We start from the raw sequence: 25,912 nt of genomic DNA on the forward strand, positions 1-25,912 counted from the left end.
AACTCCACAATTAAAGGTAGGTGTATAATGACCGAACTTAACGAGAAGTTAGCCAAAGCTTGGGAAGGTTTCAGCAAAGGTGACTGGCAGAACGAAGTCAACGTTCGTGACTTCATCCAGAAAAACTACACTCCTTACGAGGGTGATGAATCCTTCCTGGCTGGCGCAACTCAGGCCACCTCCACCCTGTGGGAAAAGGTTATGGAAGGGATCAAACTGGAAAACCGCACCCATGCGCCAGTTGATTTCGACACCAACGTTGCCGCGACCATCACTTCCCATGACGCTGGCTACATCGCTAAAGAGCTGGAAACCATCGTAGGTCTGCAGACTGACGCCCCTCTGAAACGCGCGCTGATCCCATTCGGCGGCATCAAAATGGTCGAAGGTTCTTGTAAGGTCTATGGCCGCGAACTGGATCCACAGCTGAAAAAAGTGTTCACCGAATACCGCAAAACCCACAACCAGGGCGTATTCGATGTTTACACCAAAGACATCCTGAACTGCCGTAAATCCGGCGTGCTGACTGGTCTGCCAGATGCATACGGCCGTGGTCGTATCATCGGTGACTACCGCCGCGTAGCCCTGTACGGCATCGATTTCCTGATGGCCGACAAACTGAACCAGTTCAAGTCACTGCAGACCAAGCTGGAAAACGGCGAAGATCTGGAAATGACCATCCAGCTGCGTGAAGAAATTGCTGAACAGCATCGCGCTCTGGGTCAGATCAAAGAAATGGCTGCCAAATACGGCTGCGATATCTCTGGTCCTGCTACCACCGCACAAGAAGCTGTACAGTGGACTTACTTCGGCTACCTGGCCGCGGTGAAATCTCAGAACGGCGCAGCAATGTCCTTCGGCCGCGTGTCTACCTTCCTTGACGTGTTCATTCAACGCGACATCGATGCAGGCAAACTGACTGAAGAACAAGCGCAGGAACTGATTGACCACCTGGTAATGAAACTGCGTATGGTGCGCTTCCTGCGTACCCCTGAGTATGATGAGCTGTTCTCCGGTGACCCAATCTGGGCGACCGAGTCCCTGGCAGGTATGGGCGTTGACGGCCGTACTCTGGTAACCAAAAACAGCTTCCGCTTCCTGAACACCCTGTACACCATGGGGCCGTCTCCGGAACCGAACATGACCATCCTGTGGTCTGAAAAACTGCCTCTGAACTTCAAAAAATACGCGGCGAAAGTGTCTATCGACACCTCTTCCGTACAGTATGAAAATGACGACCTGATGCGCCCAGACTTCAACAACGATGACTATGCCATCGCCTGTTGCGTCAGCCCGATGATTGTCGGTAAACAAATGCAGTTCTTCGGTGCCCGTGCCAACCTGGCGAAAACCATGTTGTACGCAATCAACGGCGGCGTTGATGAAAAACTGAAAATGCAGGTAGGCCCGAAAGAAGCGCCAATGATGGACACCGTGCTGGACTATGACAAAGTCATGGAACGCATGGACCACTTTATGGATTGGCTGGCCAAACAGTACGTGACCGCGCTGAACATCATTCACTACATGCACGACAAGTACAGCTATGAAGCTGCGCTGATGGCACTGCACGACCGTGACGTTTATCGCACCATGGCCTGCGGCATCGCCGGTCTGTCGGTTGCGGCTGACTCCCTGTCCGCCATCAAGTACGCTAAAGTGTCCACCATCCGTGACGAAGACGGCCTGGCTATCGACTTCAAAATCGAAGGTGAATATCCGCAGTTCGGTAACAACGATGCTCGCGTTGATGACATCGCCTGTGACCTGGTAGAACGTTTCATGAAGAAAATTCAGAAACTGCGTACCTACCGTAATGCGGTTCCGACTCAGTCCGTACTGACCATCACTTCTAACGTGGTCTACGGCAAGAAAACCGGTAACACTCCAGACGGTCGCCGCGCTGGCGCGCCATTCGGTCCAGGTGCTAACCCAATGCACGGTCGCGACCAGAAAGGTGCTGTAGCCTCCCTGACCTCCGTAGCCAAACTGCCGTTTGCTTACGCGAAAGACGGGATCTCCTACACCTTCTCCATCGTGCCAAACGCGCTGGGTAAAGACGACGACGTGCGTAAAGCCAACCTGGCGGGTCTGATGGACGGTTACTTCCACCACGAAGCGTCTATCGAAGGTGGTCAACACCTGAACGTTAACGTGATGAACCGTGAAATGCTGCTGGACGCGATGGAAAACCCTGAGAAATACCCTCAGCTGACCATCCGCGTATCTGGTTATGCTGTTCGCTTCAACTCGCTGACCAAAGAACAACAGCAAGACGTCATTACTCGTACTTTCACTCAGTCGATGTAATTGCCCCATCCGGGCGGGAAACCCCGCCCGGTAGTCAAGCTGAAATTCGGGGCCGGATCTTTCCGGCCTTTTTAGCAAATGCACTACCCTGACTCACTCAGAGTCTGTTTTGCCAGATAGCTATACTGAATGGAATTGGTGGATATCCGGCAAAACAGTTATCCGGCGTAATAACCGGCCAACAGGCATCGTTTCACCCCAGTCGTCGGGCCTAGCCCGGTTGCTGCATCGCTGATCCCTGGCTGGCGGTTATGAGCCTACTTTTAGACTGCGTTTGACAGTCAATATTGGAGAAAACCCCGCAATGTCAGTGAAAGGTCGCATCCACTCCTTCGAATCCTGTGGCACCGTAGACGGTCCGGGGATCCGCTTTATCGTCTTCTTCCAGGGCTGCCTGATGCGCTGCCTGTATTGCCATAACCGTGACACCTGGGATACCCACGGCGGGAAAGAAGTGACCGTTGAAGAGTTGATGAAAGATGCCGTCTCTTATCGTCACTTTATGAATGCCTCCGGCGGTGGCGTAACGGCCTCCGGTGGTGAAGCCATACTGCAGGCAGAATTCGTCCGCGATTGGTTCCGCGCCTGCCATGAAGAAGGGATCAATACCTGTCTGGACACCAACGGTTTTGTGCGCCGCTACGATCCGGTGATCGATGAGCTGCTGGATGCCACCGACTTGGTGATGCTGGATCTCAAACAGATGAACGACGACATTCACCAGAACCTGGTCGGCGTTTCCAACCACCGCACGCTGGATTTCGCCCGCTATCTGGCGAAACGTAATCAACGCACCTGGATCCGTTATGTGGTAGTGCCGGGCTGGTCAGACGATGACAAGTCGACGCATATGCTGGGTGAGTTCACCAAAGACATGACCAACATCGAGAAAATCGAACTGCTGCCCTATCACGAACTGGGTAAGCACAAATGGGTGGCGATGGGTGAAGAGTACAAGCTGGACGGCGTCCATCCGCCGAAAGCGGAAACCATGGATCGCGTGAAAAGCATTCTGGAAAGCTACGGCCACAAAGTCATTTACTGAGCCCGTTAGCTACAACAAAAAAACCCGGCACACGATGGCCGGGTTTTTTATGCTCAGGCGGCAGCCAACGGAGTGTGGTGACGATCCGGCTTTCTCAGCAGCATCATCAGATAGACCAGGGCAACGGCGGCAATCATCACAAACAACAGGCGGTCGGAATAATTTTGCATCAGCAGCGCCGTCATCGACGGGCCAAGCAGACTGCCGATGGTATAGCTCATCAACAATGCCTGGTTCATCGCCACCAGCTCATGCGGCAACGCCTTTTCACAAGCCCAGGACATCGCCACCGGATATAAGGTGAACCCGGCACAACCGAGAATAAACAACGCCGGTGCCATCGCATAGTTACCAAGCATGGCGATGCTGGCAAGGATCACCACAAACACCTGAATGCGCAGCACCAGCAAACGACCATAGCGGTCTGCCAGACGCCCAACCGGCCATTGCCCGACAATGCCTGAGCTGACCAGCAATGCCATCCAGTAACCCACGTTGGCATCACTCATGCCCTGATGGGACAGGTACAGCGGCATCAGGCCGTATAGCGAGCCGAGTACAATGCCGGAAATGACACAGCCATTAATCCCCAACCGCGCGCTACGGCGCTTCAACATTGGCCAAACCGCAGCCTGTTGGGGTTCGTCGTGCCGACTGTTAACCCGGGCAAACAGCATCGGCAGCGTGGCACTGAGCACGATGGCCGTGACCCATGGCACCACATTCAACAGTTCGGTCGATACCATACTTAACAGCAGTTGGCCGACAACCGTACCCAGGTAATAAACCATCATATAAGCCGCCAGCAATTGCCCACGGTTAGACAGATTACCGCTCCGCAGCAAGGCGCTTTCGACGATCACCCAGATCCAGGCGCAGCCGATGCCAGCAAAGAAACGCCAGCCCATCCAACTCCAAAAATCGAGCGACAATGCCATACCGGCAGTCGCCACGGCGAATACCACACAGGCAAGATGATAGCTGCGGGTAAAACCAATGCGCTGGATGAGTTTGCCCGCAATCAGCGTGCCGACCAGATTGCCGGTAAAGTAAGAGGAACTTACCATTCCTACCTGCCAGGTTGACAACTGAGCATGAGTCAACCAAAGAGGGACTAGCGTATTCAATACGGCGATAGAGACCGTGAGCAGCAACAAGCCACAGAGCAGCAGGAGCACTGGGCGGGAGTATGCGGACATAGTGAGATTGAAACCGAACGCGCAATGAGAGTGCGCGCATCATGCCACTGGCGATAAAAAAGTCAATCAGCTCTTATATGTATACCGCACAATTTGTATTACGCGGCCTATTTAACGGCGGAGTGGCCGCCGGCGCCTGCAATTTTAGGCACCTGACGGCCATTCATTTTTTATCAGAAATACAGTTCTAAAGATTCAACTTCAGCCGTGCATTCCGCACCCCAGGCACCCAGGGTGATTTGCGCTAATTGGGCCAGTCCCTGATAGAAAGGATGCTGCGCATTGGCTTCCAGCAGTTCCAGATAGCGTGGTGCCCATGGCAACAAATGTTTCGTCAGCAGTTGCTCGACCAACCCGCCCTGACGTTCTTCGGCCAGCCACGCCACCATCATCAGCAAAGTGCCAATATGATCTTCCGGCTCATTGCGATCGTGCTGAGCTTCTATGCCGTTGGCCCGTAACCACTTGCGCAACCGCAGGGTCGAATGACCAAACAGCACGTTCTCTTTGTCCAGATACACCGAACCCCATAATGGCGCCGGTAAGGTATCAGGCCCCACAAACAGACGTTGATAAGCTTCCGCCAGGGATTCATCCTGTTGATCTTCAATACCGGTCGCAATCAGCGCAGCCGCCTTCTGTAACCGATCAGCATCGCCGTACGGCCACTCTTTGACCCACTCAGATTCAGACAGGGTTGCCAAGAGCTGTTGGCCGTCTTCACTTTCTGGCGGCGCGTACAGCAACACACCCAGCACCCGCCCCGTTAAAGCGATATTCTCAAGCGTCATAAATCAAGGATCCTTTTAAGGGCGCAGTTTATCACTGCGCCTCACTACAATATTAACCGGCCACCGCCATGCCGACGGTCATATGCAGGCCGTAGAACACGCCCCGCCCGACCAGCTCACCGGCGATAACCAGAATCAAACCTAAAGCCATTCCCATCACGCTAGCGTTACCACGGCGCAACAGCGGGCAGATCCAGCAGCCCAACCCCAGCACCACCAGCACCAAACGCCCAACCATTAATTGGCCGTACTGTGGTATCAGCGCTGATGCCTGCTGTACCGAACTGCTGATGCTGGCCAGTTCGTAGCCTTGCATCATAACGGTCCCCAGACTGACCAACAGCGCCACCACGCTCAGAGTAGCCAGTGAATGCCGGGTTGTAACATCCAGCCCCGCAAAACGCAGCAACAAAACGCCCAGCATTGGCCCCCCGATCGGTACCGTCAGGAAAAAGCTCAGCGTAGTGTAACCGTTATGCCAGGTTGGCACCGTATCGATTTGATATACCCGCGTCATCATGTAAACAAAGACCAGGCCCAGTGCCATGGTCACCCACAACCACACGCGCCCCAATAACGGCGGTATTTTGCCCAATACCGCCAACAGCCAATAACAACCGCCGACGGCGAAGAACAAGGCGCCAGCGGCTATTTCGTTACTCAATGCCGAAGCGCCAATGCGGTTCAACGAGTTAAACGCCCGCCACGGCGAACCGAGGTGCAGCGTGGAAGCCATGAAAGCGATGCCCATCAACAACCACAGGAAGAACATCGCGCGATGAACTGCCCTGCGCTGCTGTTCGTTCAGGTTACCGCCAATTATGGCGAGCCCCATGACGATAACCCCCCCTACCACACATTGTCCCAATACGGTAAACAACATCAGCGGCCATTCTTGCCATCCCATGCCCATATCAAACCTCCTTTGGATTGGCCAAATAGCCAGTGGTGTCGCCACTTGGGCGGCTGTTGGCATTGGGTTTTACCACCAGGCACGGTCGGGTAAAATGCGCCGCCGGCAAGGGGGCCACCTGTGCCAGAGAACCATGCTGCTGCCGCAGTTGCTCAATCGGGCCAAAGTCCAGGGCCCGCAGTGGACAAGATTCCACGCAGATAGGTTTATGGCCTTCGGCTACCCGTTTATAACAGCCATCGCACTTGGTCATGTGGCCCTTGGTCGAATTGTACTGCGGTGCGCCGTATGGGCAGGCCATATGGCAGTAGCGACAGCCGATACACACCTCTTCATTCACCACCACAAAGCCGTCTTCCCGCTTGTGCATCGCGCCGGTCGGACACACTTTGGTGCAGGCGGGATCTTCACAGTGGTTGCAGGCAATCGACAAATAATAAGCGAATACATTTTGTTGCCAGCCGTCGCCATCCTGGAACCAATCTCCTCCGGCATATTCATAGATGCGGCGGAAACTGACGTCCGGCGTCAAATTTTTATAGTCTTTGCAGGCCAGTTCGCAGGTTTTGCAGCCAGTGCAACGACTTGAATCGATAAAGAATCCATATTGCTGAGTCATTTGGTCCTCCCTTACACCCGAGGTAGTTGGAGTTGCATCGCGGCGGCAACTAAGCGCATCCCCAGGATGCGTACAGGTAGTACGTGACTGGGGTAAGCGCAGGCGGCCAACAAAGATGCGGCTTCAAGTACGCAGGGTTATACCTTTTCGATTTGAATCAGGTTGGTATGCTGCGGATTACCCTTGGCCAACGGCGAAGGCCGGTGGGTGGTCAGGGTATTCATACAGGCACCATGGTCGACACGGTCACCGCGCATATCGGCCTGATGCCAGGCTCCCTGCCCCATCGCGACAACGCCAGGCATGATCCGCGGCGTCACTTTGGCTTCGACACGCACTTCGCCACGCCCATTAAATACCCGCACCTTGTCGCCGCCGATAATGCCGCGCGACTGGGCGTCCAGTGGGTTGATCCACACCTCCTGACGACAGGCCGCCTGCAACACATCGATGTTGCCGTAGGTCGAGTGGGTACGGGCCTTGTAATGGAAGCCAAACATTTGCAATGGGTAAGTGTTGCGCAGAGGATCGTCCCAACCTTCAAAAGTAGAGGCGTAAATTGGCAACGGGCTGATGGTTTCATCTTTTTCCAACTGCCAGCTGTCGGCGATCTCAGCCAGCCTGGAGGAATAGATTTCTATCTTGCCGGACGGCGTTTTTAATGGATTCGCTTCGGGATCCTGGCGGAATTTTTTATAGGCGACAAAATGCCCATTGGGATCTTTGCGCTTATAAATCCCCATACTGCGCAACTCTTCATAACCCGGCAGCAGCGGATCCCTGTCCTGCATTTTGGCGTACAAATGTTGCAGCCATTGCGCCTGGGTACGCCCTTCGGTGAACTTCTGATGCACCTCTGGCCCCAGCCGACGCGCCACTTCACTCAGCACCTCATAGATGCCCTTGCGTTCAAATTTGGCGGGGGTTGCAGGCTGGATAAAGATCAGGTACCCCATGTTGCCGGCATAGTCGTTGGGAATAATGTCTTCCTGTTCGACGGTCATCAGATCCGGCAGTAAAATGTCGGCATATTTGGCCGACGAGGTCATAAAGTTTTCGAGCACCACGATCATTTCGCACTGGGATTCGTCCTGCAAAATATCGTGGGTTTTGTTGATGTCGGAATGCTGGTTGGTGATGGTGTTACCGGCATAGTTCCAGATGAACTTGATCGGCACATTCAGTTTGTCCTGCCCACGTACCCCGTCGCGTTTGGCGGTCATCTCCGGACCGCGCACTATGGCATCGGTCCAGCTAAAACAGGAGATTTGCGCTTTGACCGGGTTTGCCAATACCGGCATCCGCTCAATGGTAATGGTGTAGGTTGATTCACGCGCCCCGCTGTTGCCGCCATTGATACCAACATTGCCGGTCAGGATAGGCAGCATGGCGATTGCACGCGAGGTCAGTTCGCCATTGGCCTGTCGCTGTGGCCCCCAGCCCTGGCAGATGTAGGCTGGTTTCGCCGTGCCTATTTCCCGCGCCAGTTTGATAATACGTTCGGCCGGAATGCCGGTAATTTTCGCCGCCCACTGCGGCGTTTTTTCAACGCCGTCTTCACCTTGCCCAAGAATGTAAGCCTTATAATGCCCATTTACCGGCGCATCGGCTGGCAAGGTTTTTTCGTCATAGCCGATGCAATACCGATCCAGAAACGGTTGGTCGACCAACTGTTCGCTGATCAATACATGCGCCAGCCCGGCAACCAATGCCGCATCCGTGCCGGGACGAATAGGGATCCATTCGTCCTCACGTCCGGCGGCCGTATCGGTGTAACGCGGATCGATAACGATCATGCGCGCATGAGAACGTTCACGCGCCTGCTCCAGATAATAGGTAATGCCGCCGCCGCTCATCCGCGTTTCCGCCGGGTTGTTACCGAACATCACCACCAGCTTGCTGTTTTCGATGTCAGACGTGCTGTTGCCTTCGTTGCTGCCATAGGTATAGGGCATGGCGCAGGCGATTTGCGCTGTGCTGTAGGTGCCATACTGGCTGAGGTAACCGCCATAGCAGTTCATCAGCCGAGCGACCAGCGACGCATTCGGTGACGAACGGGTAATGTTGCCGCCGACGATTCCCGAGGTGTAATTGATATATACTGCTTCGTTACCGTACTGTTCGACGATGCGTTTTAGGTTGTCGGCAATGCTATCAAAAGCTTCTTCCCAACTGATGCGTTTGAACTTGCCTTCACCCCGCTTGCCAACGCGTTTCATCGGGTAATTCAGACGATCGGGATGATTCATGCGGCGGCGAATAGAACGGCCACGCAAACAGGCCCGAACCTGGTGGTCGCCATATACGTCCAGTCCGGTGTTATCGGTTTCGACCCAATAGACTTCGTTATCACGCACGTGCAAACGCAAGGCGCAGCGGCTGCCGCAGTTGACCGAGCAAGCCCCCCAAACCACTTTATCCTGCGCGGTTTTTTGCACACCTTCGCTGATTGAATCTGCCAATGCGCGGCGACTAAACGGTAAGGCTATACCCCCCACGGCCATAGCCAGCCCGACGATACCGCCGGACTTTACCAAGGTGCGACGGCTAACGCCTGCAGACACTTGGCTGTTTTCTTTGTTTTCCGACATAACTCACTCCACGTTTTACCCTGGTATTGATAAACGTCATGCCTTTGACTCAAGGCGGCGAGCAGAGGAGACAGAACTGATGTCTGCTGATGAGCTTGAGTAAAAACCCTCCTCTATAAAGGGATATTACTCAGAAGTGGGTAGTGAACTTTGTCTGCTATCAATAAAGCGGGGGAAGGAGATGAAAGAAAAAGACCTTTCGAACAAAAGGATAATAATTTTCTTATAAAAAAAGCGCCCGCAGGCGCTTTTCATAGAACTGGCAATAAGTTAGCCGATATATTCCAGGCCGCCCATATACGGACGTAATACTTCCGGCACCTGAACACGGCCATCGGCCAGCTGGTAGTTTTCCAGCACGGCAACCAGCGTACGACCGACTGCCAGACCAGAACCGTTCAGCGTATGCACCAGGCGCGGCTTCTTCTCGGTTTTGCTACGGCAGCGAGCCTGCATGCGGCGTGCCTGGTAATCCCACATGTTGGAACAAGATGAGATTTCACGGTAAGTGTTCTGCGCCGGCAGCCACACTTCAAGATCGTAGGTTTTGCATGAGCCTGCCCCCATGTCGCCGGTACACAGCAACATTTTACGGTACGGCAGGTTCAGCAGCTGCAGCACTTTCTCCGCATGACCGGTCAGCTCTTCCAGCGTAGCCATGGAGTCTTCCGGACGGACGATTTGCACCATCTCGACCTTGTCGAACTGGTGCATGCGGATCAGACCGCGGGTATCGCGACCATAAGAACCGGCTTCGGCACGGAAACATGGCGTATGCGCGGTCATCTTCAGCGGCAGTGATTCTTCTTCCAGGATCTCGTCGCGTACCAGGTTGGTCAACGGCACTTCTGCAGTTGGGATCAGCGCGTAGTTGCTGCTGTCGGATTCCTCTTCCAGCGGTTTGGTGTGGAACAGATCTTCACCAAACTTCGGCAACTGGCCGGTACCGTACAACGTGGCGTGGTTAACCAGGTAAGGCACGTAGGTTTCCTGGTAGCCGTGCTGTTCGGTATGCAGATCCAGCATGAACTGGGATAACGCACGGTGCATGCGGGCGATTTGCCCTTTCATCACCACAAAGCGTGAACCGGTCAGTTTTACGGCGGCGGCGAAGTCCAGACCACCGGCCATTTCGCCCAGATCCACATGATCGCGTACCTGAAAATCATACTGGCGCGGCTCGCCCCAGCGGCTGACTTCCTGGTTATCGCTATCGTCTTTGCCATCCGGCACTGCATCATCCGGCAGGTTCGGGATCGCCAACGCATAATCGCGGATTTCAGTCTGCAACTGATCCAGAGCGGCCTTGGCAATATCCAGCTTGTCACCCAGCTCGTTGACTTCGCGACGCAGCGGCTCAATGTCTTCCCCGCGCGCTTTAGCCGCGCCGATGGATTTCGATCGGGAGTTACGTTCTGCCTGCAGCATTTCAGTTTCTACCTGCAGAACTTTGCGACGCTCTTCTTGAGAACGCAGCAGATCCAGATCGAGTTTAAAGCCTCGGCGAGCCAGTTTGACGGCGACTGCGTCTAGCTCATTACGCAGCAGATTGGGATCGAGCATGCTAATCCTGTGCTTATTGTTATTGAAAGAAAATTTGTTGTTTTATGCGGCTGTTTAAAAGCCGCATAAAGGAAGAGTGGTACCCGCTAACCTTACCGCAACGGCAACGCTAGCGGTAGCGTTTTGTCTGGCTATTTTGATCCTGCTCAGCCAGCCATGCCAGCTTTTCGCCGATTTTACCTTCCAGCCCGCGTGAGGTTGGATGATAGTAACGCGTCTTGGCCATTTCGGCCGGGAAATAGTCCTCGCCGGCGGCATAGGCATTGGGTTCGTCGTGAGCGTAACGATACTCTGCACCCAGCCCCATTTCCTTCATCAGCTTGGTTGGCGCATTGCGCAGATGTTCGGGCACATCATAATCCGCCCGCTCTTTAGCATCGCGCATCGCCGCTTTGAAGGCGGTATAAACGGCATTACTTTTTGGCGCGCAGGCCAGGTAAACGATCGCTTGAGCAATCGCACGTTCACCTTCGGCCGGACCAACGCGGGTAAAGCAGTCCCAGGCAGCGATCGCCACCTGCATACCGCGCGGATCGGCATTGCCGACATCTTCCGAAGCAATGGCCAGCAGCCGGCGCGCCACATACAGCGGATCGCCTCCGGCGGTAATAATACGCGCATACCAGTACAGCGCAGCATCCGGGGCGGAACCTCGCACCGATTTATGCAGCGCCGAAATAAGATCGTAAAAACGATCGCCTTTATTGTCGAAGCGCGCGCTGCGTTCGCCGGAGACTTCTTTCAGTAATTCCGGCGTCAGCACGCGAATGCCTTTGGCGTCGATCTCCGCCATGTCCGCCATCATCTCCAGGCTGTTCAACGCCCGGCGCGCATCGCCGCCCACCAGTTCCGACAGCATGCGGCGGGTCTCTTCCGGCAGCTCGATATTCTGGCCGCCAAACCCCCGGCTGTTGTCCTGCATCGCCTGATCAAGCACCTGGCTGATATCTTCTGCCGTCAACGCTTTCAGCAAATACACGCGGGCGCGGGACAACAGCGCCGAGTTAAGCTCAAAGGACGGGTTTTCGGTTGTCGCGCCGATAAAGGTAATGGTGCCGTCTTCAATGTGCGGCAGAAAGGCATCCTGCTGGCTTTTGTTGAAACGGTGTACCTCATCGACAAACAAAATGGTGCGACGACCGGCGTCACGATTCTGTCGTGCCCGCTCAATCGCCTCACGGATTTCTTTGATGCCCGATGTCACGGCGGAAATTCGCTCGACGTCCGCCTGGCCGTAGCGGCCGATCAGCTCCGCCAGCGTCGTTTTCCCGGTGCCCGGCGGCCCCCATAGAATCATCGAATGCAGTTGCCCCGCCTCGATGGCGCGCGGCAAAGGCTTACCGGCAGCCAGCAGGTGTTGCTGGCCGATGTATTGCGACAGCGTGGTTGGCCGCATCCGCGCGGCCAATGGCTGGAATTCATTCTGGGAAAAATCGAGCGACATGTTACTCACGCAGACCTCACTGGCGCTGGTCGTCCAGCGTCACCCCCTTCGGCGGGGTAAATTTGAATTTGCTGGCATCAGCAGCAACGTTCTGCTGACTTTTCAGCGCGTAAGAACTGCGCTGACCATCCTGCTCAACCGCAGCAAAACTGCGGATGGTGCCGCTGTTGGTCACGGTAATGGCGAACTGCTTCAGGTTGCCGCTGCTGGATTTTGGCGTCAGCTCAAAATCATCGCCTTTCTGCTTAACGTTGTACTGTTTCCAGTCGTTGGCGTTATTGCGGGTAATCAGCATAAATGGCGTATTGCCGGTCGCATTTTTCAACCAGGTCGCGGTGACTTGCTCAACAAAAGGATTGTAGAACCATAAGGTTTGGCCATCCGACACCAGCACGCTCTCGTCCGGCGAGGTCATATGCCAATTAAACAGGTTCGGACGTTTCACCCAGAGTTCACCTTCCCCCTGCTGTACCGCAGCACCATCGCTGCTGGTCACGGTCTGGGCGAAGCTGGCGTGGAAACTGTTCACTTTCGCCAGGCGACTTTGCAAATCCTGCGCAGCGTCGGCCAGCACAGAGGTGGAAGCGAATCCCGAAAGCAGACAACAGGCAACTAACAGTTTTTTCATTATTCCAGATACCTTATGAAATGCGTTTACCGCAAGGCGGTGCCGTGCGGGTCAAATTAACCCTTAACACCCTTACTCTACCCGAAGCTATCCGCAGGCAGATAGGCCAATGTTCTGAGAAGCCGAGGGTTTACGCTTCTTTGCACAAGGGCCGCCAAGCGGCCCTTCAGAGTGCTGACAAAGTCCTCTGTACTCAAAAGTTAGGTTTTATGCACTAATAAAACAAAGGATTATGTCTTCAGGTTTATCCCAAACATCCGAAAACCACGTTTTTCGGGTGTTTGTCATCAGTCTAAAGGGCCGCTAAGCGGCCCTTTATTATTAAATAACAACGACTAAAGATTCATCAGTCATGCCGTGGCGGTGCCAGCACCTCGCGGTTGCCGTTGTGCCCCTGCTCGCTGACAATGCCCTGCGCTTCCATCTGTTCGATGATGCGCGCGGCACGGTTATAGCCGATACGGAACTGACGCTGTACGCCGGAAATGGAGGCGCGGCGTTTATCCACCACAAACTCCACCGCCTGGTCAAACAGCGGATCCAGCTCTTCATCACCTTCCAGACCGCCGCCAGCACCACCCTCACCGTCGTCACCACCGTTGAGGATACCCTCTTTATATTGAGGTCGCTCACGCGCTTTCCAATCCTTAACTACCGCATGCACTTCCTGATCGCGCACAAATGCACCATGTACACGGACCGGAATGGAGGAGTTAGGGGCCAGATACAACATGTCGCCCATCCCCAGCAGCGATTCAGCACCGCCCTGATCGAGGATAGTGCGCGAGTCAATCTTGCTCGACACGGTAAAGGCGATACGGGTCGGGATGTTGGCCTTGATCAGGCCGGTGATCACATCCACCGAAGGACGCTGTGTTGCCAGCACCAGGTGGATACCCGCCGCACGCGCTTTCTGCGCCAGACGAGCAATCAGCTCCTCAACCTTTTTACCAACCGTCATGATCAGGTCAGCGAACTCGTCGACCATCACCACGATGTAAGGCTCTTTCTCCAGAACCGGCGGCGTGATGTCCATGCTGTCGGTCGGTTTCCAGAACGGATCCGGGATTGGACGTCCCATCGCCTCGGCCTGATCGACACGTTCGTTGTAACCTGCCAGGTTACGCACGCCGAGCGCAGACATCAGCTTGTAGCGACGCTCCATCTCGGCGACGCACCAACGCAAGGCATTGGCGGCGTCTTTCATGTCGGTAACCACGTCCGTCAGCAGGTGCGGAATACCTTCATAGACCGACAGCTCCAGCATTTTCGGGTCAATCATGATAAAGCGCACTTCTTTCGGCGTGGCCTTATACAGAATGCTCAGGATCATGGCATTGACCCCAACCGATTTACCGGAACCGGTGGTCCCCGCCACCAGCAGGTGTGGCATTTTCGCCAAGTCGGCCACCACCGGCTCGCCGGAGATGTCTTTACCCAGAACGATCGCCAACGGCGATGGATTATCGCGGAATGCCGGGCAATCCAGCACTTCTCGCAGATAGACCGTCTGACGTTTAACGTTAGGCAACTCCAGGCCGACGTAGGGCTTGCCGGGGATCACCTCAACCACACGCACCGCGGAAGTTGACAGTGAACGCGCCAGGTCACGCGACAGGTTGGAAATACGCGCTGCTTTAACGCCCGGCGCCAGATCCAGTTCGAAACGGGTAATGACCGGGCCTGGCAAAATGTCTACCACATCGGCTTTCACCCGATAATCGGCCAGGCTGGCTTCGACCAAACGCGCCTTCTGTTCCAACGCGAAGGAATCCACCGGCTCAACCTCTTTCGGCGCTTCGGTCAGCAGATCAAGCGTCGGTAGAGGCGTGGTCGGTTTTTGCAACGGCATATCGTTGCGCATCAGGAACGGGTGGATCAGGCTGTCCATTGCCGGCTGCTGCGGGGCCGTCGGCACCGGTTGCGCTACAGGCTGCTGATAGGCCGGTGGTTGCTGTTGCGCTGCCGGTTGCTGATAAGCAGGTTGAGCAGGCTGATATGCTTGTGCCGGCGGAGTCTGAGGTTGCGTTGGCGGCACATAAGCCGGCGCGGCTGGCTCAAACTGGCCGAAAGGCACATCATCCTCGCGTTCGCTTTGTTGCTCAATGCGATCTTCAAGCTGTGGCGACAGGGTGAACAATGGCTCAACCGGGCCATCGTCAACCAAATCATCCATCGGCGAGAAGCCGAACGCATTACGAGTATCTACTGGCGTAGTTGGCTGTACCGAAGGCGCAGCCTCTTGCTGCCCATAGCGCTGATTCTGCTGTTCGGCAAACGCCTGACGCAGTTCGGCCTCTTGCAGAGCAGCCTCATCATCCTGGTTATCCTGCGCGTACTCCTCGCCATAACGTTGGTTTTGCTGCTCGGCAAACGCCTGACGCAGCGCCGCTTCCTGCAAAGCTTCATCGTCTTGATCTGACGGAAGAGCATTGGCATTCGGCAATGGCTCGTCGTCCCCACGGTTACGCTGTTCCTGTTCGGCCATGCGCTGCGAAGGCAGCTTGATGCCGTAAGAAGCCAGTTCACGCCGGGTTGGGATGCGCACCGGATTCGGACGCGGCAACTCAGGCCCCAGGCCTTGTTTGACCTGCGAGTTAGCGTCGCTGGTGGCCGTAAAGGCCGGCATAAAGGTATTGGCGGCAACAGCGCCGGCAGCTGCCGTTGCTGCAGCCTGCGCCTGAGGGTTCACGCTGCCGAACGATGGCACTGCAGGCTCACCGGCACTGAAACCGGCCGGAGCAGTGATGTCAGCGCTATCGCGTTGAGCGGCGGAGAAATCAAACGGAGAACGATCGTGCGACGGTGATGCTGCTGGCGCGTCCCAGTTCCCCATACGCGGTTCGTCATCATCCTGGTAAGGATCGGCCGGACGCGTTACCTTCGGCGTCGGCGTCTCTTCAGGAATTTCAAATGAATACAGCGGTGGAGCACTGTTTTCCGCTGGCGTACTCATCGGACTCTGGTTCACCGAGGCCGGAGCCGTTGGAGCTACCGTAACCGACGGCGCCTGTGCCACAACCGGGGCTGCGGTAACAGGTTCACGAGCCACCGCTGGCGCGACAGGCGCGACATCGGCATCTTCGTCGTCATTCGCCCGCAGGCCGCTGAGCAACGGATCCTCAGCCTCTTCCGCCGCCATTTTGGCGGTTTCCGTCACCGAAGGCGCTGAGAACAAGACGTCGTCTTCCGCCGCGTTGGCCACAGCCGCCGTCGAGGCCGCAGCAAGCGCTGCTCCTTTCTCTGCCGATTCTGGCTGATCTTCGACGTAACGGTCGTCATCGTCGTGATAACGATCGTCACGGCGCGAACGGTTGGTCATAAAGGTGGCCGTCCCCAGCACCACGCCACCGATCCTCTCGGCAATCACCAGCCATGACCAGCCGGTAAACAGCGTAAGGCCCGCCGCCCAAACGCAAAGCAGCGCCAAGGTTGCGCCAATGCCGTTGAACCAGGGGAGCATGGCGTTGCTCAGCAAACTGCCGATAACGCCGCCGGAGGCAAAGTAATAGAGATCGTCGACGTTCAGTGCCGCCAGGCCACACGAAGTGAGCACCAGCGCCAATGTGCCGATCAGGCGCAGTGAAAGCGCAAAGTAATCGATGTATTCGCCGCTGCCGCGCTGACGATAAGCCGCCCAGCACAACACCAGCATGATCGGCGGTATCGCATAGGCGAGTACCCCGAAGGTGAAGAACAGCGTGTCGGCCAACCAGGCCCCGACGCCACCGCCCAGATTATGAATAGGCTCATGCCACGCGGTCTGCGACCAGCTTGGGTCAGAGGGATTGAAACTGACCAAGGCAGCCATGAGGTAAATGGCAAATATGGCTACCACAATCAACACAGCTTCGAGCAAACGGCGACCGCTGCTGAGTTTTCTCAAGGTAACTTCTTTATCTTCTGTATATTCCTGGCTCAAGAAAGGCTCTCCAGGTTCCTGTTAGCTGACATAGCAACAGCGCCGAGAAGCTTCCCCGGCGCTGAAACTGTATGGATAAACAGGAGTGTAACCAATTTAATCAGGTTTTGCACCTGCACCCTACCGTGTTTTGATAACCAGACGGTTGCTCTGTTTCACTTCTTCCATTACCACGTACGTGCGGGTGTCGTTAACCCCCGGCAGACGCAGCAAGGTTTCGCCAAGCAACTTACGGTAAGCGGACATATCCGGCACGCGGGTTTTCAACAGATAGTCGAAATCACCGGACACCAGATGACACTCCTGAATTTCTTCAAGCTTCTGAACTGCTGAGTTGAATTGCTCAAACACATCCGGCGCACCGCGGTTCAGCGTGATTTCCACGAAGACCAACAGGGACGCATCCAGATAATGCGGGTTGAGCAACGCGGTATAACCATGAATAAAACCCTGGCGCTCGAGGCGGCGCACGCGTTCTAAACATGGGGTTGGGGATAACCCCACGCGCTTCGAAAGTTCAACGTTCGAAATACGCCCATCCTTTTGCAGTTCGTTGAGGATGTTGCGGTCGATACGATCGAGATCTTTACCCGGGCGTTTCTTATTGTCTGCCATTATTATTGTCTCTCTTATTTTCTTCCCTGCACTTGCCACACCCTAGCCAACGTCAATGTGTAAGGGCTCGTTCCAAGCGAAGACCCGATGCCTGTCATATGCTTCACTACCATCATTCACCGCTGTGCAGCCTGTCTGTCAAACTCTGCACAAGGTGTTTTAAGCAAGAAGAAAGGTGCCATTCGCTTGCGCGATGTTCCTCCCCTGCCGTACGCAGATCCGGCAACGGCGCAAAATCCTGCGCCAACGCCGCAAATACGTACGATTTACTGCAGGTGGGAGGATAATTTCTTCTTCCTATGATGTTTTCGCAAATGCGCAGCGGATTGTCAAAGTAAAAGAAGCAAAATCAGAAGAACGTACCGTCATGAAAAGTTAGCACCCCGTTTTTAGTTATGAATCGCTGGCTTAAAAACGCCGTGGGCAAGGCACTTAAACCCGCTTAATGTGCTGTTTCCGGCCGTTTGAGTGCCAAACGCCCGCAAGCGGCTTCCATAAGTTAAATTGCTGCGTTTTGCGCTCGCTTAAGCAGCAAAACAATAATTAATAGGCAATGACTATCAAACAAATCGTTAACAACATCCCCTGACGCTTTTTTTAATGCCGCATTTTCCCTACAATCGAATCCATTGTCCGCCATTGTGGGAAAAGAGGTTATTCATGGGCACGGCTAAACACAGCAAATTATTGATTCTGGGCTCCGGCCCGGCTGGCTACACCGCCGCGGTTTACGCAGCGCGCGCCAACCTGAGCCCGGTGCTGATTACCGGTATGGAACAAGGGGGTCAGCTGACCACCACCACCGAAGTGGAGAACTGGCCGGGTGATGCCGAAGACCTGACCGGTCCGGCGCTGATGGAGCGTATGCGTGAGCATGCAGAAAAATTCCAGACCGAGATCGTGTTTGACCATATCACCAGCGTTGATCTGCAGAACCGTCCATTCCGTCTGTTTGGCGACAGTGGCGAATACACCTGTGATGCGCTGATTATCGCCACCGGTGCATCAGCCCGCTATCTTGGCCTGCCGACAGAAGAAGCCTTCAAAGGCAAAGGCGTTTCCGCCTGCGCTACCTGCGACGGTTTCTTCTACCGTAATCAGAAAGTCGCCGTTGTAGGTGGTGGCAATACGGCGGTAGAAGAAGCGCTGTATCTGTCCAACATCGCGGCCGAAGTTCACCTGATCCACCGTCGCGACAGCTTCCGTTCAGAGAAGATCCTGATCAACCGGCTGATGGAGAAAGTGAAAAACGGCAATATCGTGCTGCATACCGACCACACCCTGGACGAAGTACTGGGTGACGAAATGGGCGTTACCGGCGTACGCATTCGCAGCACCAAAGCGGAAAATGAAACGCGTGAACTGGCGCTGGCCGGCGTGTTTATCGCCATCGGCCACAGCCCGAACACCAGCATTTTCGGTGGCCAGTTGGAGCTGGAAAACGGCTATATCAAGGTGCAGTCCGGCATTCACGGCAATGCCACCCAAACCACCATTCCGGGCGTATTCGCCGCCGGCGACGTGATGGACCACATCTACCGCCAGGCGATCACTTCCGCCGGGACCGGTTGTATGGCTGCGCTGGACGCAGAGCGTTATCTGGACGGTATTGCCGACGCAGAAGTTCTGTAACGGCACAGACTGTTACCCTGAAAAGCGGCTATTTATTAGCCGCTTTTTTTGTATCTCAAACATCATCAGGCGGGTCTTCGATGCAGAATCTTCTCCACTGGCGTCTGTTGGTTGCCGTAGCCGACAGCGGCAAGATCACCCTGGCGGCAAGTCAATGCGGCATGACACAATCTGGCGCCAGTCAGGCTATCGCTCAGTTGGAAGAGGCGTTGAACACTTCGTTGTTGGTTCGGCTACCGCACAGCGTTACGCTAACGCAAAGTGGTGAACAGATTGTCAGCCATGCCCGCACCATGCTGGCCGAACTCAATGCAATCCAACACTGCGCGCAGCAGGCGCAAAGTTCACACGCCGGCAAAATACGCCTGGCCAGTTTCCCTTCAGCATTTGCGCTGTTGTTACCCCCGTTGCTACGCAAATTTCACCGCCGCTTTCCCGCCATTGAACTGGTGCAGTTGGAAGGTACCGATCTGGAGGTCGAAAACTGGCTGGCATTGGAAGCTGCCGACGTGGGCATAGTGTTGAATCCGAAACCGGAACGGCAAAGCCACCCGCAGGGAAAAGACCTATGGCTTGCCGTGACGGCCACTGATCATAAGCTTGCCAGAAACCGCCAGCCGATAGATTTCAATGAACTGGTCAAACAGCCGTTTGTCTTGGCTACCGGAGGTTGCCAGCTCAATGCTCAGTTGCTGGCGCAGCAGGCAGGTTTGGCGCTGACGGATGTCCGCGTCACCGTCAGTGACTGGAACACCGCGCTGACGCTGGTACGTGAAGGGATCGGCGTATCGCTGGTGCCCGCATCGGTGATACCGGCCGATACGCCAGGCATTTGCACCCTGCCGCTGAGCGCGCCACTTTATCGCCATTTTGGCCTGGTTTGTTCATTCGCCGGTGCAAGCTCCGCGCCAGTGCAAACTCTGTTGCACTTTCTACAGGATCATTTGCCGTTGCCCGTCAGTAGCTGAGCTGATACCGGGTTTCTGAGATTCTAATTTTTCTGCCGGCGGCGCCGACGGCATTCTGACGGCCAAGCGATGTCGCTTTTTGCCTCAGGAATATGTCGATGAAACTCTATTTTGCGCCCGATACCTGCTCCCTCTCGCCACATATCGTGCTGCGGGAATTGGATTTGCCGTTCGAACTGATCCGCGTCAATAACCGCACCAAGCGCAGCGCCGACGGCAGAGACTTCTATCGGGTTAATCCCAAAGGTTACGTCGCCGCGCTGATGCTGGACGACGGACAGGTGATCACCGAAGGCACTGCCATCGTGCAGTATCTGGCGGATTTGCGCCCTGAAGCCGGTCTGGCCCCACCAAACTCGACCTTCGAACGGGTGCGCTTGCAGGAGTGGCTGAACTTCATTACCTGCGAGATCCACGCGGGATCCAGCCCGCTGTTCAACTCAACCCTGCCGGAAGAGGTCAAAATGCTGTTTCGCGACAAGCTGCGACGCCGCCTCGATTTTGTTGCTCAGACGCTGGACGAACCGGCGTTTCTATTGGGAGAAACTTTCAGCGTCGCGGATGCCTATCTGTTTACCGTACTGCGCTGGATGGATCAGTTTTCCATCGACCTAAAATACTGGCCATCGATAACCCGTTATATGTCGCTGATTAGCCAGCGCAGATCCGTGCAAACCGCCCTGGCGGCGGAAGCAGCCAGTCAAGCGGTGCCCTAATCCTGCTGTCGCGGTCTGTTATAGCGATATTTGACCGCTTTATTATTTTCAGTCTGCCGGGTGAAGAGGTAACATTGGCCTTCACTTGTTCGCTTCAGGTTGGGGCAAACACTTTTTTTAACAGTACGTTAACCTTGCCTGTAACAATAGGCACCGGCGACGCAGACTCATATCTGATGAAAAAAACCAGACAGCAGCAATTAACCCGTTGGCTCAAAACTCAGAGCACCCTGGCGCAGCGTTGGTTGCGCCTTTCCATGTTGTTGGGGCTAATCAGCGGCATGCTTATTGTCGCTCAGGCATGGCTGTTGGCCGCCCTGCTCCACGCCCTGATTATCGAACAGGCGCCACGTGAACAGTTGATTGCGTCGTTTATCTGGTTGGCAGCTACCTTCGCACTGCGGGCCGTGCTGAGTTGGCTGCGTGAACGCGTCGGCTTTATCTGCGGACAAGTGATCCGCCAGCGCATGCGTCAGCAGGTGCTGGATAAACTGCAACAACTCGGCCCCGCCTGGATCCAGGGAAAACCGGCCGGCACTTGGGCCAGCATCATCGTCGAACAGATCGAGGATATGCAGGACTACTATTCCCGTTATTTACCGCAGATGTATCTGGCGGTGTTTATCCCGCTGCTGATCCTGATCACCGTATTCCCGATCAACTGGGCCGCCGGTCTGATTCTGTTGACCACCGCGCCGCTGATCCCCATGTTTATGGCGCTGGTCGGCATGGGTGCCGCCGATGCCAACCGACGCAACTTCGTGGCGCTGGCACGCCTGAGTGGTAACTTCCTCGACCGCCTGCGTGGGTTAGACACGCTGCGCTTATTCAATCGGGCGCAGGCGGAAACCGAGCAGATTGCCAAATCGTCTGAAGACTTCCGTAGCCGCACCATGGAGGTGCTCCGTCTGGCTTTCCTGTCATCGGCGGTGCTGGAGTTCTTTGCCTCCATTTCTATCGCCGTGGTGGCGGTCTATTTTGGCTTCTCGTTCCTTGGCGAACTTAATTTCGGCAGTTATGGCACCGGCGTCACGCTGTTTGCCGGCTTCCTGGTGCTGATCCTGTCACCGGAGTTCTTCCAGCCGTTGCGCGATCTGGGGACTTTCTACCACGCCAAGGCGCAAGCCGTGGGTGCCGCCGAAGCGCTGGAAACCTTTCTCAGCGCCGAGGGCGAACAAATGGGCAATGGCACACAAATCCTGGATGCCGATGCGCCGCTTGAGCTGCAAGCGCAGGATCTGGAGATCCTGTCGCCCAATGGCGTGCTGCTGGCCGGGCCGCTGAGCTTCACTCTGCCCGCCAACCAGCGCATTGCCTTGGTCGGGTTAAGTGGTGCCGGGAAAAGTTCGTTGCTGAACCTGCTGCTCGGGTTTTTACCCTATCGCGGTTCTCTGCGGATTAATGGTATCGAACTGCGCGAACTGGCCGCCGAAGGCTGGCGCCAGCAACTCGGCTGGGTAGGACAAAATCCGCACCTACCGGCGCAAACGCTGCGCGCCAACATACTGTTGGGCAATCCGCAGGCCAGCGAAGCCCAACTGCAACAGGCCGTGGAGGACGCCTATGTCGGCGAGATCCTGCCGTATCTGCCGCTGGGTCTGGATACCGAAGTCGGCGATAACGCCGCGCGCCTGTCCGTCGGGCAAGCGCAACGTGTGGCAGTCGCCCGGGCGTTAATCAGCCCGCGCCGTTTGTTGCTGTTGGATGAACCGACCGCAAGTCTCGACGCCCACAGCGAGCGGCAAGTCATGCAGGCGCTGAATGCGGCTTCGCATCAACAAACCACGCTGCTGGTGACTCACCAGTTGGAAGATACCGAAGATTACGACCAGATTTTGGTAATGGAAGGCGGACACATCGTCCAGCAAGGTGATTACGTCACGCTGAGCGCCCAACCGGGCCTGTTTGCCAACCTGATCGCTCACCGCCGCGGGGATCTATAATCATGCGCGTTTTGCTGCCGTTCCTGGCGCTGTACCGTCGTCACAGCCTGCTGATTTGTCTGGGCATTCTGCTGGCCATCATCACGCTGCTGGCCAGTATCGGCCTGCTGGCTCTGTCCGGTTGGTTCCTCGCCGCCTCCGCCCTGGCCGGGCTGGCGGGCCTGTTTACCTTCAACTACATGCTGCCGGCGGCCGGCGTGCGTGGTGCCGCCATTTTCCGCACCGCCGGGCGCTATGCCGAACGGGTCGTCAGCCACGACGCCACCTTCCGCGTGCTGTCTCATCTGCGGGTCTTCACCTTTAAAAAGATCCTGCCGCTGTCGCCGGGAGGCATTGCCCGCTTCCGACAGGCCGATTTGCTGAATCGACTGGTGGCGGATGTCGATACGCTGGATCATCTGTATCTGCGGGTAATTTCACCGCTGGTCAGCGCCGCCGTGGTGATTGTCGTGGTGACTTACGGCCTGAGCTGGCTGGACGTTTCACTGGCCCTGACGCTGGGCGGCATCCTGCTGTTGCTGTTGCTGCTGGTGCCGCCGGTATTTTACGGTGCCGGCAAGCCGATTGGCGGCCAGTTGACCGCCCTGCGCGGCCAGTACCGTACCGATCTGACTGCCTGGCTTCAGGGCCAGGCTGAGCTGGTGGTATTCGGTGCCGTGGATCAGTTCCGCGCGGCTCTGGATGCCACTGAAAAACAGTGGCAGCGCCGTCAGTGGCAGCAAGCTTCGTTGGGCGGCATGGCACAGGCTTTGATGATCCTGGCCAGCGGCCTGACCGTGACGTTGATGTTGTGGCTCACCGCTGCCGGTATCGGTGGCGACAGCCAACCCGGCGCGCTGATTGCGTTGTTCGTGTTTGCCGCCCTGGCTTCGTTTGAAGCCTTGATGCCGGTAGCCGGCGCCTTCCAGCACCTGGGACAGGTGATAGCTTCCGCCACGCGGGTGAAGCAGGTCATCGATCGACAACCGGAAGTGACCTTCCCTGCCGATGGTCCAACTGCCGAAAACGGCGCCATGCTAAGTCTGCAACAGGTTACCTTTACCTATCCCGGCCAGCCGCAGCCGGTGTTGCAGGACGTCACGCTGAAGATTACCGCCGGTGAACATATTGCATTGCTCGGCCGCACCGGGTGCGGTAAATCGACCCTGCTGCAGTTGCTCACCCGCGCCTGGAACGCCGACAGCGGGCAGATGCTGCTCAACGGCCATCCCTTGGCCGCTTACGATGAAACCACGCTGCGTCAGATGACCACCGTCGTCAGTCAGCGAGTACACATCTTTAGCGATACGCTGCGCGAAAACTTGCGCATCGCCGCCCCAACGGCGACCGATGAACAATTGCGCGAAGTGTTGCAGCAGGTCGGGTTGGACAAGCTGCTGGAAAACGAGGGGCTCAACGCCTGGCTGGGAGACGGTGGCCGACAGCTTTCCGGCGGCGAGCAGCGCCGTCTGGGCATTGCTCGCGCATTGCTGCATCAGGCGCCGCTGTTGTTGCTCGATGAGCCGACCGAAGGTCTGGATGCCGAAACCGAACAGCAGATCCTGGCGCTGCTGCGCCGACATTGCCAGGGAAAAACGCTGATCCTGGTGACCCACCGCCTGTATGGATTGGAACACCTTGACCGAATTTGCGTGATGGACGGTGGGCGCATCGTTGAGCAAGGCGATCACCTCAGCCTGATGCGTCAGCAGGGGCGTTATGCCCAGTTCCGTCAACGTATCAGCGGTATACCGCTGTAAAAGGGCCTGTAGAGGACGCTGAGACCTTATATGCGCATTGTTAAGCTGTCATCGCAGTCGCTGGTGTTCCCCTCTCCTGAGGGCGCACTGCGCGATCCTAACGGTTTGCTGGCTATCGGCGGTGATTTGACAGCGCCTCGTCTATTGGCTGCCTATGAGCGCGGCATTTTTCCCTGGTTTTCCCCGGGGAGGCCATTTTGTGGTGGTCGCCCGATCCGCGGGCGGTGCTGTTTCCTGCCGAACGCCATATCAGCCGCAGTCTGAAACGCTTTTTGCGCAGCAACCCCTTCCGCGTCACGCTAAATCACGACTTTGCGGCGGTGATCGCCGCCTGTGCCGATCGGCCGGAGGAAGGCACCTGGATTGGCCCGGAGGTGCAGCGCGCTTATCTGCACCTGCACCGCCTCGGTTTCGCTCATTCGATAGAGGTGTGGCAGGATGACAAGCTGGTGGGGGGCATGTACGGCGTGGCCCAGGGCGCCCTGTTCTGCGGCGAATCCATGTTTAGCCGTACCCCCAACGCGTCCAAATGCGCTTTGATGGCTTTTTGCCGTCATTTTGCCGCTTATGGCGGAGAATTGATTGACTGTCAGGTGCTTAACGCTCACACTGCCACGCTGGGAGCGAAAGAGATCCCCCGAAGACAATTTTTGCAGCAGCTCAGCCAACTTCAGCGCAAGCCATTAGCGCCAGAGTGTTGGGCACCGCAAGTGTTACCCCCACAGCAGGTTGAACCACCCTCCCCAACAAACTAATTTTGCGGAAACGGTGCAATGTTCGCCGACACTTCTTTACATAATGTGGGTTTTTCGGCATTATCTTGCCGGTTAAAAACTAAGGTAGTTAGACCTAGAGGATTCGATGGCCAAAGAAGACAATATTGAAATGCAGGGCACCGTTCTTGATACGCTGCCGAACACCATGTTCCGCGTTGAATTGGAAAACGGGCACGTGGTAACCGCACATATCTCCGGTAAAATGCGTAAGAACTACATCCGCATCCTGACGGGCGACAAAGTCACTGTAGAGCTGACCCCGTACGACCTGAGCAAAGGCCGCATTGTCTTCCGTAGCCGTTAATCGGCTCACTCGTCGCCAGCCGATGGCGGCACCGAGGATGTAATGCCTCCGGAGCCCTTTCCGTTTACCCCCGTAGCAACGTTCAACATCGAGTTGCGAGAGCGCAGGTAAACTGAGAGGGCTCAATCATTTCTGTTGTGGTGAAATTCACCCATAAAAAAAGCGATGCCGAAGCATCGCTTTTTCTTTATCTG

18 protein-coding genes and 1 pseudogene are annotated in these 25,912 nt (G+C 55.9%); 9 read left to right on the forward strand and 10 right to left on the reverse strand.

The window, feature by feature from the left end:
* Positions 1–27: 27 nt before the first annotated feature.
* Positions 28–2,310, forward strand: a complete 2,283-nt coding sequence (gene pflB / locus ACMGG1_RS15795; RefSeq protein ID WP_020826122.1) for a formate C-acetyltransferase — start codon at positions 28–30, stop codon at positions 2,308–2,310.
* Positions 2,311–2,614: 304 nt separating this feature from the next.
* Entirely contained in the window at positions 2,615–3,355 is a 741-nt protein-coding gene (gene pflA / locus ACMGG1_RS15800; RefSeq protein ID WP_020826121.1) for a pyruvate formate lyase 1-activating protein, read from the forward strand.
* Positions 3,356–3,408: 53 nt separating this feature from the next.
* On the opposite strand, the gene ACMGG1_RS15805 is transcribed toward pflA, so the two are convergent.
* From ACMGG1_RS15805 to lrp, 10 genes are all read right to left on the reverse strand, one after another.
* On the reverse strand, positions 3,409–4,554 hold the full coding sequence (locus ACMGG1_RS15805; protein ID WP_122078121.1) for an MFS transporter: 1,146 nt from the start codon (positions 4,552–4,554) through the stop codon (positions 3,409–3,411).
* A gap of 173 nt (positions 4,555–4,727) precedes the next feature.
* The gene (gene dmsD, locus ACMGG1_RS15810; protein WP_020826119.1) at positions 4,728–5,345 is read right to left on the reverse strand and encodes a Tat proofreading chaperone DmsD; all 618 of its coding nucleotides are present in this window, start codon (positions 5,343–5,345) and stop codon (positions 4,728–4,730) included.
* 52 nt (positions 5,346–5,397) lie between these two features.
* Positions 5,398–6,258, reverse strand: a complete 861-nt coding sequence (locus ACMGG1_RS15815; RefSeq protein ID WP_130015487.1) for a dimethyl sulfoxide reductase anchor subunit family protein — start codon at positions 6,256–6,258, stop codon at positions 5,398–5,400.
* A gap of 1 nt (position 6,259) precedes the next feature.
* Positions 6,260–6,877 (reverse strand): DMSO/selenate family reductase complex B subunit, encoded by a 618-nt coding sequence (locus ACMGG1_RS15820; RefSeq protein WP_046374000.1) that lies wholly within the window; start codon positions 6,875–6,877, stop codon positions 6,260–6,262.
* A gap of 137 nt (positions 6,878–7,014) precedes the next feature.
* A complete protein-coding gene (ynfE, locus tag ACMGG1_RS15825) occupies positions 7,015–9,468 on the reverse strand; it encodes a selenate/tellurate reductase subunit YnfE (RefSeq protein WP_414160845.1) in 2,454 nt (817 codons plus the stop codon).
* Positions 9,469–9,738: 270 nt separating this feature from the next.
* Positions 9,739–11,031, reverse strand: coding sequence for a serine--tRNA ligase (gene serS, locus ACMGG1_RS15830; RefSeq protein WP_020826116.1), 1,293 nt, complete (start codon positions 11,029–11,031; stop codon positions 9,739–9,741).
* A 109-nt stretch (positions 11,032–11,140) separates the two neighbouring features.
* Positions 11,141–12,484, reverse strand: coding sequence for a replication-associated recombination protein A (locus ACMGG1_RS15835; RefSeq protein WP_414160846.1), 1,344 nt, complete (start codon positions 12,482–12,484; stop codon positions 11,141–11,143).
* A gap of 7 nt (positions 12,485–12,491) precedes the next feature.
* Positions 12,492–13,103: an outer membrane lipoprotein chaperone LolA gene (gene lolA / locus ACMGG1_RS15840; protein WP_020826114.1), complete on the reverse strand. Its 612-nt coding sequence runs from the start codon at positions 13,101–13,103 to the stop codon at positions 12,492–12,494.
* Between the two features lie 346 nt (positions 13,104–13,449).
* A complete protein-coding gene (locus ACMGG1_RS15845; protein WP_414160847.1) occupies positions 13,450–17,025 on the reverse strand; it encodes a DNA translocase FtsK 4TM domain-containing protein in 3,576 nt (1,191 codons plus the stop codon).
* 120 nt (positions 17,026–17,145) lie between these two features.
* Complete coding sequence (gene lrp / locus ACMGG1_RS15850) at positions 17,146–17,640, reverse strand: leucine-responsive transcriptional regulator Lrp (RefSeq protein WP_004928318.1); 495 nt, start codon at positions 17,638–17,640, stop codon at positions 17,146–17,148.
* 660 nt (positions 17,641–18,300) lie between these two features.
* Here lrp and trxB point away from each other — a divergent pair.
* The 7 genes and pseudogenes from trxB to infA all read left to right on the forward strand — a co-directional run bounded on the left by trxB (position 18,301) and on the right by infA (position 25,718).
* Positions 18,301–19,272, forward strand: coding sequence for a thioredoxin-disulfide reductase (trxB, locus tag ACMGG1_RS15855; protein WP_020826112.1), 972 nt, complete (start codon positions 18,301–18,303; stop codon positions 19,270–19,272).
* 80 nt (positions 19,273–19,352) lie between these two features.
* The gene (locus tag ACMGG1_RS15860; RefSeq protein WP_414160848.1) at positions 19,353–20,240 is read left to right on the forward strand and encodes a LysR family transcriptional regulator; all 888 of its coding nucleotides are present in this window, start codon (positions 19,353–19,355) and stop codon (positions 20,238–20,240) included.
* Between the two features lie 98 nt (positions 20,241–20,338).
* Positions 20,339–20,956, forward strand: coding sequence for a glutathione transferase GstA (gene gstA, locus ACMGG1_RS15865; protein ID WP_261286499.1), 618 nt, complete (start codon positions 20,339–20,341; stop codon positions 20,954–20,956).
* Positions 20,957–21,132: 176 nt separating this feature from the next.
* Entirely contained in the window at positions 21,133–22,899 is a 1,767-nt protein-coding gene (cydD, locus tag ACMGG1_RS15870; protein ID WP_414160849.1) for a heme ABC transporter permease/ATP-binding protein CydD, read from the forward strand.
* Between the two features lie 2 nt (positions 22,900–22,901).
* The gene (cydC, locus tag ACMGG1_RS15875; RefSeq protein ID WP_414160850.1) at positions 22,902–24,638 is read left to right on the forward strand and encodes a heme ABC transporter ATP-binding protein/permease CydC; all 1,737 of its coding nucleotides are present in this window, start codon (positions 22,902–22,904) and stop codon (positions 24,636–24,638) included.
* 30 nt (positions 24,639–24,668) lie between these two features.
* A pseudogene (gene aat / locus ACMGG1_RS15880) lies at positions 24,669–25,393 on the forward strand (leucyl/phenylalanyl-tRNA--protein transferase).
* Between the two features lie 106 nt (positions 25,394–25,499).
* Positions 25,500–25,718 carry a translation initiation factor IF-1 gene (gene infA / locus ACMGG1_RS15885; protein WP_002211347.1) on the forward strand — a complete coding sequence of 73 codons (219 nt, stop codon included), beginning with the start codon at positions 25,500–25,502 and terminating at the stop codon, positions 25,716–25,718.
* Positions 25,719–25,912: the final 194 nt, after the last annotated feature.

It is taken from the genome of Serratia sp. BNK-12 (assembly GCF_047456085.1).
Classification (GTDB): Bacteria; Pseudomonadota; Gammaproteobacteria; order Enterobacterales; family Enterobacteriaceae; genus Serratia; species Serratia liquefaciens.

Bases quoted from the DNA above. Each gene is read 5' to 3' on its own strand.
- pflB (WP_020826122.1), top strand. From the start codon at position 28: ATGACCGAACTTAACGAGAAGTTAGCCAAAGCTTGGGAAGGTTTCAGC.
- pflA (WP_020826121.1), top strand. From the start codon at position 2,615: ATGTCAGTGAAAGGTCGCATCCACTCCTTCGAATCCTGTGGCACCGTA.
- ACMGG1_RS15805 (WP_122078121.1), bottom strand. From the start codon at position 4,554: ATGTCCGCATACTCCCGCCCAGTGCTCCTGCTGCTCTGTGGCTTGTTG.
- dmsD (WP_020826119.1), bottom strand. From the start codon at position 5,345: ATGACGCTTGAGAATATCGCTTTAACGGGGCGGGTGCTGGGTGTGTTG.
- ACMGG1_RS15815 (WP_130015487.1), bottom strand. From the start codon at position 6,258: ATGGGCATGGGATGGCAAGAATGGCCGCTGATGTTGTTTACCGTATTG.
- ACMGG1_RS15820 (WP_046374000.1), bottom strand. From the start codon at position 6,877: ATGACTCAGCAATATGGATTCTTTATCGATTCAAGTCGTTGCACTGGC.
- ynfE (WP_414160845.1), bottom strand. From the start codon at position 9,468: ATGTCGGAAAACAAAGAAAACAGCCAAGTGTCTGCAGGCGTTAGCCGT.
- serS (WP_020826116.1), bottom strand. From the start codon at position 11,031: ATGCTCGATCCCAATCTGCTGCGTAATGAGCTAGACGCAGTCGCCGTC.
- lolA (WP_020826114.1), bottom strand. From the start codon at position 13,103: ATGAAAAAACTGTTAGTTGCCTGTTGTCTGCTTTCGGGATTCGCTTCC.
- lrp (WP_004928318.1), bottom strand. From the start codon at position 17,640: ATGGCAGACAATAAGAAACGCCCGGGTAAAGATCTCGATCGTATCGAC.
- trxB (WP_020826112.1), top strand. From the start codon at position 18,301: ATGGGCACGGCTAAACACAGCAAATTATTGATTCTGGGCTCCGGCCCG.
- ACMGG1_RS15860 (WP_414160848.1), top strand. From the start codon at position 19,353: ATGCAGAATCTTCTCCACTGGCGTCTGTTGGTTGCCGTAGCCGACAGC.
- gstA (WP_261286499.1), top strand. From the start codon at position 20,339: ATGAAACTCTATTTTGCGCCCGATACCTGCTCCCTCTCGCCACATATC.
- cydD (WP_414160849.1), top strand. From the start codon at position 21,133: ATGAAAAAAACCAGACAGCAGCAATTAACCCGTTGGCTCAAAACTCAG.
- cydC (WP_414160850.1), top strand. From the start codon at position 22,902: ATGCGCGTTTTGCTGCCGTTCCTGGCGCTGTACCGTCGTCACAGCCTG.
- infA (WP_002211347.1), top strand. From the start codon at position 25,500: ATGGCCAAAGAAGACAATATTGAAATGCAGGGCACCGTTCTTGATACG.